General features: G+C 43.2%; 15 protein-coding genes. 10 read left to right on the top strand and 5 right to left on the bottom strand.

Annotated elements, in window-relative coordinates; all coding sequences use genetic code 11:
* Positions 1 to 219 precede the first annotated feature (219 nt).
* A complete protein-coding gene (locus tag ACHUFM_RS08610) occupies positions 220 to 1,341 on the bottom strand; it encodes a tRNA-queuosine alpha-mannosyltransferase domain-containing protein (protein WP_394181427.1) in 1,122 nt (373 codons plus the stop codon).
* Between the two features lie 122 nt (positions 1,342 to 1,463).
* On the opposite strand from ACHUFM_RS08610, the gene ACHUFM_RS08605 reads away from it, so the two are divergent.
* Positions 1,464 to 2,210, top strand: a complete 747-nt coding sequence (locus ACHUFM_RS08605) for a dienelactone hydrolase family protein (RefSeq protein ID WP_394181425.1) — start codon at positions 1,464 to 1,466, stop codon at positions 2,208 to 2,210.
* Between the two features lie 19 nt (positions 2,211 to 2,229).
* Here the strand turns inward: ACHUFM_RS08605 and ACHUFM_RS08600 are convergent, their stop codons facing one another.
* Positions 2,230 to 2,784, bottom strand: coding sequence for a YaeQ family protein (locus tag ACHUFM_RS08600; RefSeq protein WP_394181423.1), 555 nt, complete (start codon positions 2,782 to 2,784; stop codon positions 2,230 to 2,232).
* Positions 2,785 to 3,175: 391 nt separating this feature from the next.
* Here ACHUFM_RS08600 and ACHUFM_RS08595 point away from each other — a divergent pair, with 391 nt between their 5' ends.
* A complete protein-coding gene (locus ACHUFM_RS08595) occupies positions 3,176 to 3,391 on the top strand; it encodes a hypothetical protein (RefSeq protein WP_394181421.1) in 216 nt (71 codons plus the stop codon).
* A 93-nt stretch (positions 3,392 to 3,484) separates the two neighbouring features.
* On the opposite strand, the gene ACHUFM_RS08590 is transcribed toward ACHUFM_RS08595, so the two are convergent.
* A complete protein-coding gene (locus ACHUFM_RS08590) occupies positions 3,485 to 3,691 on the bottom strand; it encodes a YdaS family helix-turn-helix protein (protein ID WP_394181419.1) in 207 nt (68 codons plus the stop codon).
* Positions 3,692 to 3,777: 86 nt separating this feature from the next.
* Between ACHUFM_RS08590 and ACHUFM_RS08585 the strand changes: the two genes are divergently transcribed.
* Together ACHUFM_RS08585 and csrA are read left to right on the top strand one after the other, a co-directional pair.
* Entirely contained in the window at positions 3,778 to 4,398 is a 621-nt protein-coding gene (locus ACHUFM_RS08585) for a helix-turn-helix domain-containing protein (RefSeq protein ID WP_394181417.1), read from the top strand.
* A gap of 101 nt (positions 4,399 to 4,499) precedes the next feature.
* Positions 4,500 to 4,703 carry a carbon storage regulator CsrA gene (gene csrA / locus ACHUFM_RS08580; protein WP_394181415.1) on the top strand — a complete coding sequence of 68 codons (204 nt, stop codon included), beginning with the start codon at positions 4,500 to 4,502 and terminating at the stop codon, positions 4,701 to 4,703.
* A 238-nt stretch (positions 4,704 to 4,941) separates the two neighbouring features.
* Here the strand turns inward: csrA and dld are convergent, their stop codons facing one another.
* Together dld and ACHUFM_RS08570 are read right to left on the bottom strand one after the other, a co-directional pair.
* On the bottom strand, positions 4,942 to 6,642 hold the full coding sequence (gene dld / locus ACHUFM_RS08575) for a D-lactate dehydrogenase (RefSeq protein ID WP_394181413.1): 1,701 nt from the start codon (positions 6,640 to 6,642) through the stop codon (positions 4,942 to 4,944).
* A gap of 540 nt (positions 6,643 to 7,182) precedes the next feature.
* A complete protein-coding gene (locus ACHUFM_RS08570; RefSeq protein WP_394181603.1) occupies positions 7,183 to 8,313 on the bottom strand; it encodes a BaiN/RdsA family NAD(P)/FAD-dependent oxidoreductase in 1,131 nt (376 codons plus the stop codon).
* Positions 8,314 to 8,720: 407 nt separating this feature from the next.
* On the opposite strand from ACHUFM_RS08570, the gene ACHUFM_RS08565 reads away from it, so the two are divergent.
* From ACHUFM_RS08565 to ACHUFM_RS08540, 6 genes are all read left to right on the top strand, one after another.
* Entirely contained in the window at positions 8,721 to 9,305 is a 585-nt protein-coding gene (locus ACHUFM_RS08565; protein ID WP_394181411.1) for a hypothetical protein, read from the top strand.
* 132 nt (positions 9,306 to 9,437) lie between these two features.
* Complete coding sequence (locus tag ACHUFM_RS08560) at positions 9,438 to 10,733, top strand: imelysin family protein (protein ID WP_394181409.1); 1,296 nt, start codon at positions 9,438 to 9,440, stop codon at positions 10,731 to 10,733.
* A gap of 173 nt (positions 10,734 to 10,906) precedes the next feature.
* Entirely contained in the window at positions 10,907 to 12,286 is a 1,380-nt protein-coding gene (locus tag ACHUFM_RS08555; RefSeq protein WP_394181407.1) for a di-heme oxidoreductase family protein, read from the top strand.
* A complete protein-coding gene (locus tag ACHUFM_RS08550; protein WP_394181405.1) occupies positions 12,286 to 13,344 on the top strand; it encodes an imelysin family protein in 1,059 nt (352 codons plus the stop codon). The genes ACHUFM_RS08555 and ACHUFM_RS08550 overlap by 1 nt, the downstream gene beginning before the upstream one ends.
* Before the next feature lies 1 nt (position 13,345).
* Positions 13,346 to 14,449 (top strand): DUF1513 domain-containing protein, encoded by a 1,104-nt coding sequence (locus tag ACHUFM_RS08545; RefSeq protein ID WP_394181403.1) that lies wholly within the window; start codon positions 13,346 to 13,348, stop codon positions 14,447 to 14,449.
* Positions 14,450 to 14,559: 110 nt separating this feature from the next.
* Positions 14,560 to 16,812, top strand: a complete 2,253-nt coding sequence (locus ACHUFM_RS08540; RefSeq protein WP_394181401.1) for an EAL domain-containing protein — start codon at positions 14,560 to 14,562, stop codon at positions 16,810 to 16,812.
* The last annotated feature ends 137 nt before the right edge of the window (positions 16,813 to 16,949 follow it).

Genomic DNA, 16,949 nt, shown 5'->3' with positions numbered 1-16,949 from the left:
ACTCAAGAAGGTAGATTTTTGCCTTATTTCTTAACAGACCAATCGTATTTATTTTTGTTTTTTACTTTCAAATTGGTTTTTAACATGGATTAATCGCACAAATAAAGCGCAAAAAACAATTTTTGCACTATTTCGTACCTTTGTAGGTTTAATAATACGGCAGTATTTTATTTACAAAAACACTAAGAATGACAAGATATAAACTTTAATGTATATACATTAAGGGGCAAATTTTTGAATCAATGAATAATAACGCGCCAACACATTATCTAGGTGAAAGTTCGTCACGACAGGCGGCTTTATGAGGTGTTGAGCATAAGATTGTATTAGGTTAGCCGCACTGCTGGCTTCTTTTTCCAGATCATTGAGATGACTTTGATACAAGCATTCAGCGCCAAACAATTCAGGATACACTTGACGGTTAGGCAAAACAGGAACGCAGCCTACTGCCACCGCTTCCAATACAGACAGACCTTGAAATTCATGTAAAGCGGTGGAGAGAAAAAGGTCTGATGACGCTAATATAGCAAAGTATTGATCTCGACTTTCGGCGTAACCAAACTGAGTAATACGGTGTGAAAACTGATGCTGTATTTGAGTAAAAATCTCCGGCACAGTTCGAAACTGCTCCCCCATGATAGCCACTTCATAGTCCAAATCCGTTGTTTCCAATGCTTGTAGAATCGCAAACAATCGCTCTGGACCTTTATCAAATTCCCAACGCGCTGACCAAGCAATTTTCAGCTTAGCGGACTCTGTAGAAATGTCAGCTTGGCGATCTACACCAAACGACCTTTTCAGCAGAGAGCGACTCGGCCACTCAATTGGCACAGGGATGACCTGTGAATTTGTTTCCGTATTCGTTAACCAATCCGGTGACACATAGTCCGGCAGTTTTTTCAGCAGCGCCTTCGCCCCTTGAAAAAAAGACGTTTGATTAAACGCACTATTAAACACACAAAGATCCGCCGCCAAAGCGCTGTATAAGGTCACCATTTGCATCTCGATCAAACCTTGCTGGTTATCACTCGCTGGATAAGCAAACTGATTTTCATGGAAATATAGAATCCAAGGAATGTTTTGCAGATCAGGACAAAAGGCTTTTAGCCCGACACAATCGGTCATGGAGGTCGCAATGACCAAATCGTACGGCTTTTGCAATGCGTCTTTAAACTTGGGATCGAAAGCGAAACTCATGGCATTCCCACGGATACGCCAAGCAAAGTGGCGAGCTGGCAGCGAGATATATTGCCAATCATGTTGATTAAGGCCGCTCATTAACGCATTGGCCCAAACCTTATGACTGCTCGCTTCGTAAGCACTGATGATTAAAATTCGCACAACGGGACCATTTATTTATTCAGTTAATAGAAACACACCATAAGACGACATGCTTTGCGTCTAGCTCAATCAAGGCTGGTCGCTTATCATGTAAGAAAGCAACAACGCCTTTAAGGACTCACATGATCATTCAGCGTCACGACCAAGATATTACCACGCCAACCGGTACAATGCGTTGCACCGTCTATCGACCTCAAGCGGAAGGTCGCTTTCCTTGCATTATTTTTTATTCTGAAATTTTCCAACAAACAGCCCCGATTGCTCGTTCCGCCGCCATCATGGCCGGACACGGTTTTATTGTCATCGTTCCGGAAGTATTCCATGAACTGAATCCGATCGGCACCGTACTCGGCTATGATGACGAAGGCAAAGACAAAGGCAACAATGATAAATTCACCAAGCCTCTGGAATCACACGATTCTGACACCGTCGCTATGCTAACCTACTTTGAGCAGCAAGATTATTGCACTGGCCAATTCGGCAGTATGGGAGTGTGTCTAGGTGGCCATCTGGCGTATCGAGCCGCTTTAAACCCTCGTATCCAAGCGACTTTTTGTCTGTACGCAACTGACATTCATTCCAACACCATTCCTTGCCAAGAAGGCAATGATTCCTTTACCCGCACGAACGAAATACAGGCCGAATTAGTCATGGTTTGGGGGAAGCAAGACCCACACGTGCCCACCGAGGGGCGAAAGAAAATTTATCAGCAATTGATCGATACAGACCGATTATTCACCTGGTACGAAGTCAATGGTCAACATGCCTTTATGCGTGACGAAGGCGATCGATACGATCCGGCATTGGCTCTAGAATATTACGGCAAAGCCGTGGCGCTATTTCAGCGCGCATTAAATAAAGCGGTATAACAGAAAGGACGTGGTGAGCTTATTGCTCGCCACGCCATGTTGGTGTTAACGCACATTCCCCAAGCTCACCAGAAACCCACATTTCACCATCCTGAATGGTCACATTTAATTGCATTGAACGCTCACATATTTTGGCCAGCGCTAGCACTTGATGCTCTGGAAATTGCAACACACGTAGGTTATCAAAACGGCTATTTTTACCTCGATTTTGTTCCCACCAAATGTCTGATTTGTCATTGTAATTCACTACCACAACCTGCTGAGCACGACCACAGGCTTTACGCAAACGTTTTTCATCGGGTTGACCCAACTCCACCCAAAGTAAAATCTCATCGGAAAAGTTTTTCTGCCAAAGATCTGGCTCTTCTTCTGTGCTGATGCCTTTGGTAAAACTTAATTGCTCATCGCCCTCTTTTTCATCGGCCAACAAGGCAAAAGCAGCAAGTCGTACCATCATCCGCTCTTCCGTTTCAGACGGATGCAATGCCAAGGTTAAGTCGTATCCTTGATAATGATGTCTATCCATATCAGACACCTGTACCGAGGCTTTATATACCGTTGCTTTAATCGCCATAATTACTTCTCAAATAGGAACAGGAAAAATTGCGGAGCATTGTACAGTAAAAATGCTAACCACACCTTTTTATCGCAAAAAGATAAAATACGTTATTTCGATATAATGGTTTGACATAAGACAAATAATAAGGCTCAATTAAAAGGCTCAACGAGCAAAATTACCTAAATGGACCAACAGACACTAAGGAGAAGCAAGATGACCACATTCATTCTGAATAATCACCGAACTTCTTCTATGGCAACTTGTAATAAACAAGTTCGATCAACCTCAATCTGTTCGCGTTCAATGCCTGTGTAATTTTACTTCATTGACCGCGGAATTTACGCGGTCATTCCTACTAAAAACCTCGTAAGTTCCGCCTTAAATTTCATTATTTTGGAGAACACTTATGAGTATCATTGCCTTATTCAACGCCGCTAAAGACTACTTCGAAGCTCGTCGTACAAACCAAGTATTCCGTCATCTGGATGACCACTATTTAAAAGACATTGGTTTTTATCGCGATAATGGCCGCATTCGCCCCATTACTGGCGCAAACCATGATGAAAATGAATTGCAGCAAAAAAACATCCTACCGCCGGGAGAACAACCGAGCGACAGCTAGTCAGACCGTCGCATTAGAATGATCTGATGCGACGGTAAACGCCAAGCCATGACGGCATAAAACGCCTTTCCCTCAACGCAGCGAAAGGCGTTTTTATTGACATCGCTTTTCATGGTCAATTAACAACTCCGTCTCACTCACTTCTCCCTTCGTGGCCAATGCGGTTAAGCGGATATATTTTGCCGGACACCTGTGATGAACGTGTAGCCAATTCCAGACATGTGATTGCTTAACGCCTAATATTTTAGCCAACCCAGTCTGACTCCCGACGACTTCGATTGCTTTTTCTATCGCTGACATACTACCTCCTTATATACAACCTTTGCTGTATATAAAAACAACCTATACTGTTTGTCAAATACAGATAAAGTTGTAACTATCATTAGATGAGTATTTCAAAGCGCGTTAAAGAAAAACGAATGGAATTGGCACTGACTCAAGTAGAGTTAGCCAAACGTGTTGGCATTACACAGCAATCATTGCAGAAAATCGAAGATGGCCGAACGCAAAATCCGCGTAAGTTACTGTCCCTTGCCAAACAACTTCATTGTGATCCAGAGTGGCTGCTATCAGGTCATGTTGACGAGATCCGTGAAAAGCAAACCCAGTATCAACAAACGACTGCACAAATGCGTCCGCTGCTAAATCAAGACACACTGTTTGGCAAACAAGACCCGACAACTGAAAAAACCATGCTCGAAGCCCCAAGCAATGTATCACCGAACGCGTTTTGGTTTAAGGTAACTGGCGACAGTATGAGCAGCTTATCTGGCTTAAGCATTCCTGAAAGCTATCTCATTTTAGTCGAACCAGAAACCCAACCAACACATGGCGACCTGGTACTGGTCAAATTGCATACCTCACAAGATATTACGTTTAAGCAACTGGTAATGGATGCTGGAAATCGCTATTTAAAGCCCCTTAATGCCAGCTATCTTCCTGTGCAACTGGGCGCTGACATGGAAATTATCGGCGTGGCAACAGAAGCCAAACGACCGCTTCGCTAAGCCTCTATGAGAATGAATAAAAATAAACAACAAAAACTGTTGACCGCAATACAGCTTTAACTGTATTTTTAAACAGTACTCATAATTAAAGGAATATCATTATGCTCGTAGTCACTCGACGTCCAGGTGAAACCATTAATATTGGCGACGATATGGAAGTCACTGTACTCGGCGTACAAGGCAACTATGTCCGAATTGGGGTCAAAGCACCGCGCAAAATTAGCGTGCACCGCCACGAAATTTATAAGCGTATACAAGCCGATAAAGCGAAGGAACATGCGACCGAGTCGAGTAGCATGACCTAATTTTCTGAAAGATCCAATCGCAATTGGCTGTGTTTGGTTTATCACTTTTCTACCACTAAACAAGACAATTGAACCTAGTTTAGTGATTGTTAAGCGGATTAACCCATATCACGCAGATTATCTGGTCAGCTCGAAACACATTTGCAAGAGCAAACAGCATGGCGGGGACTTATTCGCATGTTCCCTTATGTTCCCCGCCTTTTTATAGATGCTTGATATTGATTCACAAGGGACTATTCTAATTTTTCCAGTACTTTCCTTTTTCTGTTTTCCCAATCCCTGGATTTAAGCTGTTCGTCGGGTCGCTCTCTTGATAAAACTTTTTAAGTGGCTCTTTAGCTTTATACAACTGCCCCACATTATGTTCAGCGGGATACTCCGCGCCTTTTTGGTCTAAAAAGGCCAACAACTGGGCCTTCACTTTTTCCGCATCGACTCCTTTTTTAAGGAAATAATCTTGATGCATAACGTGACACATGAAATGCCCCGTGTATAACTTTGTCTCGATCAAATTATCGATTTCAGGTGGCAATGTTTCAAACCAATCGGTTTCATTACGACGCAATGCAATATCAAGGGACAGCAATTCTCCAAATGTTGGATTTAACGCATAATAACGTTTCGAAGCGCCACCTGCGACAAAGCGATTCAAGAACGCACGCTTCCCTTCGTCATCGGAGCACTCGAAATACTCCCCCTCATGTTGATCAAAGAACTGACTAAGGTATTCTTTCGCTTCCTCTATCCCTTCATCAGACATTTGCAGCATTAAGTGATGTTCATATTCGTCACGATAAACACGCATCTTCTTCGGTATATGATCTGGGAAGAGCCCAGCAATCGCTTGCAGCATTTTATCGGACAAATTGTCTGGCAACATCGGCAGCTTATTGAAAAAGCGATCGACTTTATTTTTCAGTGAAAATAGCTTAGGCATATTTTCACTGCCCAACTTTTGAATAACGATAAAAGCGTCTTTGCCATACTTTTCACAAACGTCAAAGTAACTACGATGAACATACTCCCCCGCAACGGGAAGATGCTTAAAACCACTTAAAATATCTCGTCTTAAACTCGTGAGCGTCTCGGGGTTATTCACGCCTATATAAAATACCTTTTCTTTCTTCACTTTAGGGAAGGTGTCCAAACGAACAGCAAACACAATAAGCTTACCGGCACAGCCCGAAGTCTCGTATAATCGACGGCTGTCATTGTTAAAACGCGACGGCGTATCAGCGTCAACATCTCGTACACGTTCTTGATATTCTTGATCACTGGCCAAGCGCTCAGGATATTTTATATCGCTTTCTGTATAACCCCTGCTTTCTAACTTACTCAGTATCTCTTCAGGCTCCTCACCCAGCTCAATGCCTAGATGATTCACTAAGGTAAGTTGCTGATTTTCATCGATTCGTGCGTACAAAGCTAATTCCGTATAAGCTGGGCCACGTTGAACCAAAGCGCCTCCCGAATTATTGCAAACGCCGCCAACAATCGATGCTCCAATACACGAAGATCCGATAACAGAATGCGGTTCGCGATCATATTCTTCCAACGCTTTCTCTAATTCATATAAACGACTACCAGGAAAAGAGACAACCTGCTTTCCTTCATTAATTAAATGCAGGGACTGTAACTGAATGGTGCTAATGATCACCACATCTCGATCATACTCTCCGTTCGGTGTTGATCCGCCAGTTAAACCAGTATTCGCAGCTTGCATGATCATAATCACATCAGCCTCAACACAGATTTTTGCAACACGCCAAAGCTCGATGAGCGTGCTAGGGGTAATAACCGCCAAGACTTTTCCGTTTCCAAAACGAAAACCGGTCGCATAAGCAGCCGATTTTTTGGCATCGGTGATAACGTTTTTATCACCGACAATTCTTCGCTGATTAACTAAAAAATCCTTTGAATCAAAACTCATCTTTTTCATTGGGCTGCCCATATATAAACGCTAGATTTCATGGAAAAACAAAAGTAAGGAACCAACTATCCGTATATTCTAAATATTTTGTTGGTGATAACAGTATGTCAATTGATGCGGTAAGAATAATGCAGCGCCTTATTGGATACAAGGCAATCATAAGGACCAGAAAGTGATTGGAAATCAACGTAAAATCGAAGCCAATATCAGTCAATCTTTGCTTGCTTCAAACCGCCTCAGAAATAGGTTGTGATCGAAGAATGGCCTCGTCATACCATGGGCAAAGTTCAAAATAACCTACTTTTTGAGTAGTTCGGCAACGTAGTTACTGCCCAAGATCGCTAGCAATAACACGAATCACAACTTCGTCTTCTTTTGCTATTGAATATAAGAATAAGACCCTGTCATGAGACAAACCTATTTTAAGCCTTCAAGCCTTAACCACGCTCTTGCTCACACTAGCATCATGAACTTCAAGTATTCATTATAGAAACACAAACTATCACGCCAGCTTTTTAAAGAAGTAAATACATGCTTATCTGACACACCCTAAACATACTGCCCAGCAGCGAAGCCGCTACTCCAAGCCCATTGGAAGTTATAGCCACCGAGCCAACCGGTCACATCAAGGACTTCCCCAATAAAGTAGAGGCCTTTTTGCTTTTGCGACTCAAAGGTCTTAGAAGATACTTCATTGGTATTGACGCCACCTAATGTCACTTCTGCAGTGCGATAGCCTTCTGTACCATTGGGCGCCACATCAAAATGACTCAAGTACTGAAACAGTTGCTCAATTTGCTCATTAGACACTTGAGCAAACTTTTGGTCTAACCAAGGGAATGCTGCTTTTATTAAGTCAACCAATCGTTTTGGCAATTCGTTAGTCAGGTAGTTTTCCACTGTCTTTTTTGGTTGTTGATCCCGCTCTCTAACCAAGATCTCTAGGCTGAGGTGTGGTGCGATGTGAATTTGCAAGTCTTCGCCAGGCTGCCAAAAATTGGTAATTTGTAATATTGCGGGGCCACTGACACCTCGATGGGTAAAGAGCATAGGCTCTTGAAACGCCATATTGTTAGACGACGCCGTAATGTCACAAGCAACACCAGACAAAGCAGCAAGCTGTTCTTTTCGTTCTGGTTGAACCGTAATCGGTACTAGGCTTGCTCGGGTTGGTAAAACATCGTGACCAACTTGTTTCGCCATCTCATAACCAAAGCCCGTCGCCCCCATGGTTGGAATCGACAAACCACCAGTAGCAACCACTAATGACTCACAAGAGAACACACCTTGATTGGTCGTCACTACGGTTATGTCATCTTGATACTCTACGTTTAAAATACGAGTATTCAGTTTTACTTGTGCACCAGACCATTCCAATTCCGTCATGAGAATAGCCAATAAGTCTTTCGCAGAGTGCTCACAAAACAGCTGCCCAGGGGCTTTTTCAACATAATCTAAACCATGACGATCCACTAAATCGACAAAATCCTGTGGTGTGTAGCGACGCAATGCTGAGATGCAAAAGTGAGGGTTATCCGATAAGAAGTGTTTAGGCGCGGCATCCATATTAGTGAAGTTGCAGCGACCTCCTCCAGACATAAGTATTTTTTTACCTGGTTTATTCGCGTGATCAAGTACTAAAACATTTCGGCCACGATACGCTGCCGTCGCTGCGCACATTAAACCTGACGCGCCTGCTCCAATTATGATCACATCTAGCTTATCCACAACCTACCTCACGTTAATTTTGGCTGCATTATAGTGCCTTAGCTGTATTTTTTCATTGCTTACTCTTTCCCTCCTGCAAAAATAGGCAAAATTTTATTGTGCATTTTATTTTCCACAGAATCCGTGAAGAAGCTTGTGGGAAGATTGTTTTTTTCCATGTTTTTCAATCAATTACACAAAATCAAACATTTTTTATTTTTTCTTTACAAAAAAGGCAATAAGACAAAAGCAAGTGTTTTTTTAAAAAAGTTCCTAAATCCATCATTCTGAGGCTTTACATATAAACTGTATACTTATACAGTACTGTATAAACAAACAGTAAAAATTCATATTCTTAACATGAAAATAAGGATTTGGTTATGATCAAGCGCTTTGCTTCTGCCCCTAGCCTTCAAAAATTGGCTCTATTAGGACTTGCTGTCCTCGCTCTGTACGCCCCAGTAAAAGATCTTATCGATTACACGGGAACCTTGTTTGCTAAACAAAACATCCAGATAGTCGATGTCTCATTTGGTGCGAACATGCCATGGCAGAAAAGTCAGGGGCGTTATTTAAATGTCAGTAACAACGCTCAGAACAGTCTTTCACGGGCTCAAGTCATTTACACCAAATTGCGTTTTGAAAACCCCACATCCGAACCACAAACCTACCGTAAAATTTGGCTTAATTTTTCCCATGACAATGGTGATCTGGAATACACAACAGACTATACGCTTTACAATAAAGAGACTCGTCAACGCTTAATTGGTCAATCTGTACAAGTTGGCCCACACAGTTCTGTCGATGTCATTGCCGCTTATCGGTTTATTCCAAGCTACAAACATAAATCCCCTGTTAGCATGAGTGTTTCTTGGGAAGGTAAGAGCTTATTGCGTGAAAAAGCATGCGAATACGATTTGGCTAAGACAGCCGAAAATGCGTTTTATCATCAGTGCGAACTATAAGCATAATTTATCACTTAACTAAGTGGTTAACATTAAGATACAAATTACGTAAAGAGCGTGTAAAAGGACGCATTGATAATCGTTTTCATTTCAAATATAGTGTTGCAACAATTCAATATTGGAGCATCAAATATGAAACGATTACTGACCCCCGTTGCGGTTTGTGTAGCGGGTGCGCTGCTAACAGCATGTGGCACAACCAATCTTAAAAATGATTCCGCTTCTGTCACAGCAGATTCTGTTGTGACACATTATGCAGACATTGCAGAAGCCATTTATGGTGACTCTTTAACTACTGCGCAAGACCTTCGCACATCGATTAATCGTTTCCTAGACAACCCTACCGAAGCCAATCTAACAGCGGCTCGTACTGCTTGGGTGGCTTCTCGTGTTCCTTATCAGCAAAGTGAAGTTTACCGTTTTGGTAATGCCATCGTTGATGACTGGGAAGGCAAAGTGAATGCTTGGCCACTGGATGAAGGTCTTATCGACTATGTATCAACCAGCAGTTACGGTAGTGAATCAGATCTCAATCCACTTTACACAGCGAATGTCATCGCTTCTAAGAGCTTAGTGATTGGCGGTCAAACCGTTGACACAAGCAAGATCACACCAGAACTTATTGCTGAATACTTGCAAGAAGCCGATGGTGTAGAAGCCAACGTCGCCAGCGGTTACCATGCCATTGAGTTCCTGCTTTGGGGTCAAGACTTACACGGCACTAACCCAGGTGCAGGCGAGCGTAAAGCCACTGACTTTGACCTAAACAATTGCACCAATGGTAATTGTGATCGTCGTCGTGAATACCTAACTGCGGCAACAGATTTGCTAATTTCTGACTTAGAAGAAATGGCTGATAACTGGAAACAAGACGGCGCAGCACGCCAAGCCTTATTAGATCAGTCTACGGAAGAAGGTCTTTCTACTATCTTAACCGGTATGGGCAGTTTAGCTTACGGTGAGTTGGGTGGTGAGCGTACGAAATTGGGCTTGATGCTACATGACCCAGAAGAAGAACACGATTGCTTCTCTGACAACACTCACTGGTCACATTACTACGATGCGAAAGGCATTAAAAATGTATACCTAGGTGAATACCAACGTGTTGATGGCAGCTGGGTTAAAGGCGCTTCTTTATCACAACTAGTTGCACAGCAAGATACCGCGCTAGACAGCGACATGAAGCAAAAATTGGAAATGACAGAAGACGCAGCACAAGCGATGGTCGATGCCGCTGCGCAAGGTCAAACCTTTGATGTTCTGATTGCAATGAACAACACACAAGGCAACCAGTTGGTTCAAGATTTTGTTGATTCCCTAGTGCTAGAAACTCGCGTAACGGAAGAAATCATTCAAACACTTGATCTACAAGGCATCGCATTAGAAGGTTCTGATAGCCTTGATAACCCAAGTGCTGTATTTGAATAATAACACTGTTATCAAATAGTCCTAACGCGATAACAAAAGACCGTCGCGTTATAATAGGGAAGGCGTGAAATACCGAGTCATAACACACTCGGTATTTTGCCCCTTCCCTTTTACATGTATAGGGTTACAAGACGTTTGTGTTAATGAGTCAATCAATGGTGTTTGCCTAACCTATGACCAGATCGAAAAATGAAAACTTGCTCATGTTCACTGGCCTTTTCGCCAGTTTTTTGGGTTTTACCAATATGTCGGTTGCCAGTGAATATTCACAGCCACTGCCTAGCTTATCAGCAGAAGAAAAGCTGGAATTTCGCATTGGCGAAGGCGTGTTTCAGAAATTTTGGGTCCCCTCTCCCTCCTCCACAACCGCCAGTGATGGTTTAGGGCCACTGTACAACACTCGCTCCTGTAACAATTGCCATGTCAACAACGGCCGCGGCCATGCACCAGAAGCGCATGTCAGTGGTGCGACGATTCCCTCGTTTATGGTTCGTTTTGGCAAGCGCTATCCAGGCTCAATGCAGCATCACGATGGCATCTTCCCGAGTGTTGGTGACGCTCATTATGGCGGTCAACTTCAAGGTCAAAGTGCCAACGGCACTCTGCCGGAAGGCGACTTTCATCTTACCTATCAAACTCATGTCGAGGTCTTAGCTGACGGCCAGCAAGTATCACTTAGAAAGCCTATTTTGCACTGGGACAAATTGCATTATGGTCCTTTTGAAGCCGATACAGGCGTTACGCTACTTAACACCCCGTCACTGGTTGGTATGGGACTACTCGACAATATTCCTGACCCATACATAATAGCCAATGCCGACCCAGATGATTTAGATCAAGATGGCATTAGCGGTAAAGTCAGTTGGATACCGGGGCAACACAACCCAGTCGTTGGTCGTTTTGGCTATAAAGCCTCTACCCCCAGCGTCACCGCGCAGAATCAACTCGCATTTAATACCGATTTAGGATTATCAACCCTTCTGTTTCCTGCACCTTCAGGCGACTGTACCCCATTACAACTAGAGTGCTTAAACAGCCCAAATGGCAATAGCCCTCATTTGGATAATCTCGAGGTCGACAAACAGCAATCTCGACTGGTCGATTTGTTTGTTTCCTTAGCCGCGCCACCCGCCATGCGTAATTTATCGGAGCCTGATTTCCTTGCAGGAAAAGACATTTTCATCGACTCTGGTTGTGCCAGTTGCCACACTCCCAAAATGGTCACTGGCAATGATTCACCGTATTCGGTTTTAAAAAATCGCACTTTTTACCCTTTTACCGATATGCTTCTTCACGATATGGGGGCAGAATTACGTTCAGGGTTTCCCGTTTACTCTGCCGAACCTCAAGAATGGCGAACCGCCCCTCTTTGGGGAATTGGCTTATCCGAAAAGGTATCGGGACGAGTAGGCTTTCTTCATGATGGACGGGCTCGCACGATCGAAGAGGCCATCTTATGGCATGGCGGCGAAGCCCAATCGAGCCAGCAAGCTTACAAACGTTTAAGCAAAGAATATCGCCAAAAACTCATTTATTTTCTGGAGTCGTTGTAATGAAGTACCTTCCAAAAATCATGGCTGTTGCGATTAGCGCCAGTGCCCCTTTACTAGGCTTTGCAGGACAATGGCAAGGCCCTCTAAATGGCATTATTTCTGACGTTATTCGCAGCGGCTATGACTCTTATGCCGTTTCTGCTAACGCACTCGCACAACAAGCCACTCAATTATGCCGTGTTCCAAATAAAGCAAACCAAGCTGAGGCGCAAACCGCTTTCCAAAAAAACGCTCTCGATTGGCAGCAAGTACAATGGTTAAACTTTGGCCCGGTCACTTATTTCATGCGTTATTATGCATTTGAATATTGGCCAGACAAAAAAGGCGTTACTCAGCGCCAGTTACGAGCGCTGGCTCAGCAAGATCCAAGCGTGATGAAAACACCTAAATTTTGGACGTCGGCCAGTATTGCAGTACGCGGCCTAACCGCCATAGAAAGCCTTTTGTATCACCCAGACTTCTCTCCAATGGCCTCCAAGGACCACTGCCATGTATTAGAGAAAGTGACAGAGCATCAATATAGCAGCGCCAACGCTGTGGCCAAGCAGTGGCAAGACAGTCGAGCGCAGGATTGGGTATTTGCAGAAGATGGCGCGGAGTTCGATGCAGAACAAGCTGCACTGGAGCAAGTACTACAACAGTGGCTTGAGCACATGTCTGCCGTGAAAGACGCCAAACTGGAAACACCGATTGGCTACAAAGGACATGAGAATCTAAAACTGGCGGAATTTTATCGCAGCAATCTGTCATTACCTTCTATTCAAGCCAATTTATTGTCTTACCGTAAAATTTATCATGCAGGACAACCGTCACTGTACGACATTGCACAGCAACAGTACCCAAAATTGGCCGATCAACTTGAAAAAACGTTAATCAATAATCAAAAACTGGCTCTGCAACTGCCAGCGGATTATTTCCAATCTGGCTATTCAAAAACACAACGCATTGAGATGGCGACGCCACTCATCAAATCCATTTCGGCCAGCCAAACCTACTTGACTCAATTGGTTACCCAGCTTGGTTTCCAGATTGGCTTTAACAGTCGCGATGGAGATTAGCATGTTATCAAGACGACGTTTTTTAGCACTGGGCGGAGCGCTTGCTAGCGCACCGTCTTGGGCTGCAATTGCCGTCTCTGATGATAAAAGCTTATTTGCTTCGGCTTTCTCTCAGAGTAAAACAGAACATTTTTTCGGTCTATTTAACGCCAAAGGTAACCTAGTTTGGCAAACCGAGTTACCGGATCGCGCTCACGCACCAGTTGTCCACCCAAACCAGGCTATTGTTGGTATTGTGGCACGACGGCCTGGCTTTTTTATCGATTTTTTCAATGTCACAAATCATGAAAAAATAATGCGAATTGAACCAGAAAAAGATCACCACTTTTATGGCCATGCGCTCTTTACTCGAGATGGCCAACGTTTAATCACACAAGAAAATCATTACCCTTCTGGTGAAGGCAAAATTTTTGTACGCGAATGGCCAAGTGGCCAAATTTTAAACCGTTACGCCAGCCACGGCATTGGTCCTCATGAAGCTGTTTTACTCAATGACGACATTCTGGTCATTGCCAATGGTGGTTTAAAAACTCATCCAGACAATGACCGCCAAGTTCTTAACTTGGATACCATGTCACCAAATGCGACCTATTTATCATTAAAGGATGGCAAGTCATTAAACCAAGTTAGCAATGCCAAAGAGTTACATCAGCTGAGCATTCGTCACTTAGATGTTAATCAAAATGGCACGGTGGCACTTGGTTTTCAATATCAAGGTCCACTATGGGACCAAGTCCCCTTGGTTGCTTTATCTCGCATTGATCATCCTAAGTTAGATTATTTACCCATCCCAGAACAAGTAAGAACCCGTTTTAAACAGTATTGCGGTAGCGTGTGTTTTGATCAGTCCGGAGAAGTGTTAGCTATTAGCACCCCTCGTGGCGGTTTTGTCGCCTACTGGCACGTAGACACAAAAACCTTTTTAGGCGTTGATAATTGCCGTGACGTTTGTGGTTTAGTCGCTCATGACAATGCTCATGAATTTATACTGACAGCAGGCACAGGCAACCAATATGTCAGCAACCCAGTTCGTGAACACATTGATTTGATTAATAAACACCCAGCAGTTCACTGGGACAACCATTTACGGCAAATTAATACATAATTATTTAGATATAAGCCATTTCTTGCATGGTCAAAGCCATTATTTTTCGGTACTGTCTAGAACGAGCCGTTAGATGTGGTTTTTTTCTTTTTACATTATGAAGTTGATTAATGTTGATAGACTCTCTTAAGCAGTATTTTTTTATTGATTCGAATCACACCAGTGAACAGAGCGAGGGCTCCTTTCAACTGAGCATACTTCGAATCTTGATCGCATTGACCATCAGTATTTTCTGTATTTCAGAGCTACACTCACTGTTTACCCATGGTGAGCTTTTCTTCTTTGAAATGAACAGCTTATATTTATGCGTATTATTCGCTCTGCTGTATTTTAGTAAGGATCATTCTCAAACCTGCGCTTTTTTATTCGTCTTATCGCTTGTCCTTGTCAGTGGCATTATGCTATTCACCAACCCAGAACAAGACTCTGAGAAATATGCCCTTATCGCACTTTACTCCATCCCTTTAATTACTCGACTACTGTTTAGCTTCAAAGCCTCTTTAGTCGTCATGATGCTCAATTTTGTCCCTTTTTATCTCGTCACAACACAATGGCTAGACAGCTTAACGGTCAATGAATCCTCTTCATTTTACTTCCAATTGCTAACCTTTATGACGCTAAATATCGGCTTGCCCTTGGCGGTTTCACAAATCATACATTCATTAGAAAACCACAGTGCTCGAATGCGAGCCTTGTACCGTAAGCTCAACGAAAACTATCTGTTGTACGAAGAATTCTTTGAGAATACAGGCACGCCGACTCTCTTGTGTGATCAGCGCGGCGTGTTAATAAAAGCGAATCAATTAGCCAAAAAATTACTCGGACAAAAAGACAGTGCCGCATTTTCCGGTACTCGAATGGGCGACTGGCTCTCTCCACTTAACAATGACTCAAAGCTCTTTTGGCAGTCAAACAAAGCCGAGTGCACACTAAAATACAACACAGATACCCACATTCAAGTTCGTCGTGCTTCTCTCACCAATCATGGTCACTATATTTTACATTTGGATAATATGACCGAGTTTCGCGCAATCCAGCAAAAATTGGAAAACACGCAGCAAACCAACAGTCGACTCGCACACTTTGACCTACTGACCTTACTTCCCAATCATTTAAATTTTTGTCGCCAAGTAAACATCAAGATTAATGAGCAAGAGCATCACTTAACTGGTGCCATGTTTATTATTCGCATCAGTCAGTTCAAACTGCTCAATAAGCAATACGGTAAAGACAATGCCAATAAGATCATTCTCAATTTTTCCAAAGCCTTGCAGAGTAAACTTTCAAAGCAGGCTATTGTTGGTCGTTTGCGTGGCGTAAAATTTGCGTGTTTTGTGCCACTCAGCCAAACTCATCTGATCCAAAAAAATCTATCTACTCTGATTCAATCTTTACTGCCTACACAGCTAATGTTAGATGGTCAGAGACTCAATATGGACTATCAGCTCGGTATTTCTTACTACCATACAGATGGCAAAACAGCTGAAGAATTATTAGAACACTGTGAAATGGCATTAGAATATTCCACCAGCACAGATAAATTTTCTTTCTACAATCACAACCTAGAAAGCAAGCTGGTCAGAGAGCACAACCTAGGTTTAAAGCTTAGCGCCGCCATTAAAAACAGAAAAATTGATATTTGGTTGCAACCACAAGTCAGCGCGAATGGTGAAGTCCGCTCTTTTGAAGCCCTTGCCCGTTGGAATAACGAGGGAGAATTCGTTTCCCCAATGGTATTCATCAAGCTAGCGGAAGATTTAGGCATGCTGCCATTATTGGCTGAAAACCTGGTCAGAGAACTGGTCGAGACTCTAACCGTTTGGCATAAAGAACACATCAGAACGCCCATTGCGCTAAACTTAGCCGGACAAGAACTGATGAATGACGCGTTCTTTGCCTTGCTGATGACCCTGATCGCAGACAATCCTTGGTTAAGCGACATGTTAGAGCTAGAGATCACAGAAACCAGCTCTGTCATGACTCACCCATTAATACATAAACGCTTACGCAGTTTGTCGCAATATGGCTATTCCATTGCCATTGATGACTTTGGGACAGGCCAAGCCTCTCTTGGACAATTAGTCGACATTCCAGCCAACATTCTGAAAATTGACCGTCGCTTTGTGTCGCCATTACCGCAAGACCAACGACACGTTGATATTGTAAAATCCACCATCCAACTGGCTGAGTCTTTAAACATGCAAGTCATTGCAGAAGGGATTGAAACTAAAGAGCAAGCCACGCTACTTATTGCCCTTGGCTGCCACACGTTACAAGGCTATTATTACGCCAAGCCATCACCGCTTTCGGACTGGACAGCCAATGGCCACGAAAAAGCCAAACAACATAGAATGGTGTATTAATCCGCCATCTGACACCGCACCCTTTACCACTTCATTCATACAACCAACAGACATACCTGTCTTCAAGACGTCTTAGTACTTAATCACCTAGCCTCTCATCGCAAGACCATCACACCTTCCTAGTAAAATACAGAGTC

The sequence above is a fragment of the Marinomonas posidonica genome (assembly GCF_043643765.1).
GTDB classification, from domain to species: domain Bacteria; phylum Pseudomonadota; class Gammaproteobacteria; order Pseudomonadales; family Marinomonadaceae; genus Marinomonas; species Marinomonas posidonica_A.
Note: the sequence above shows the minus strand (reverse complement) of the source record. Positions and strands in the feature narration are given on the sequence as shown.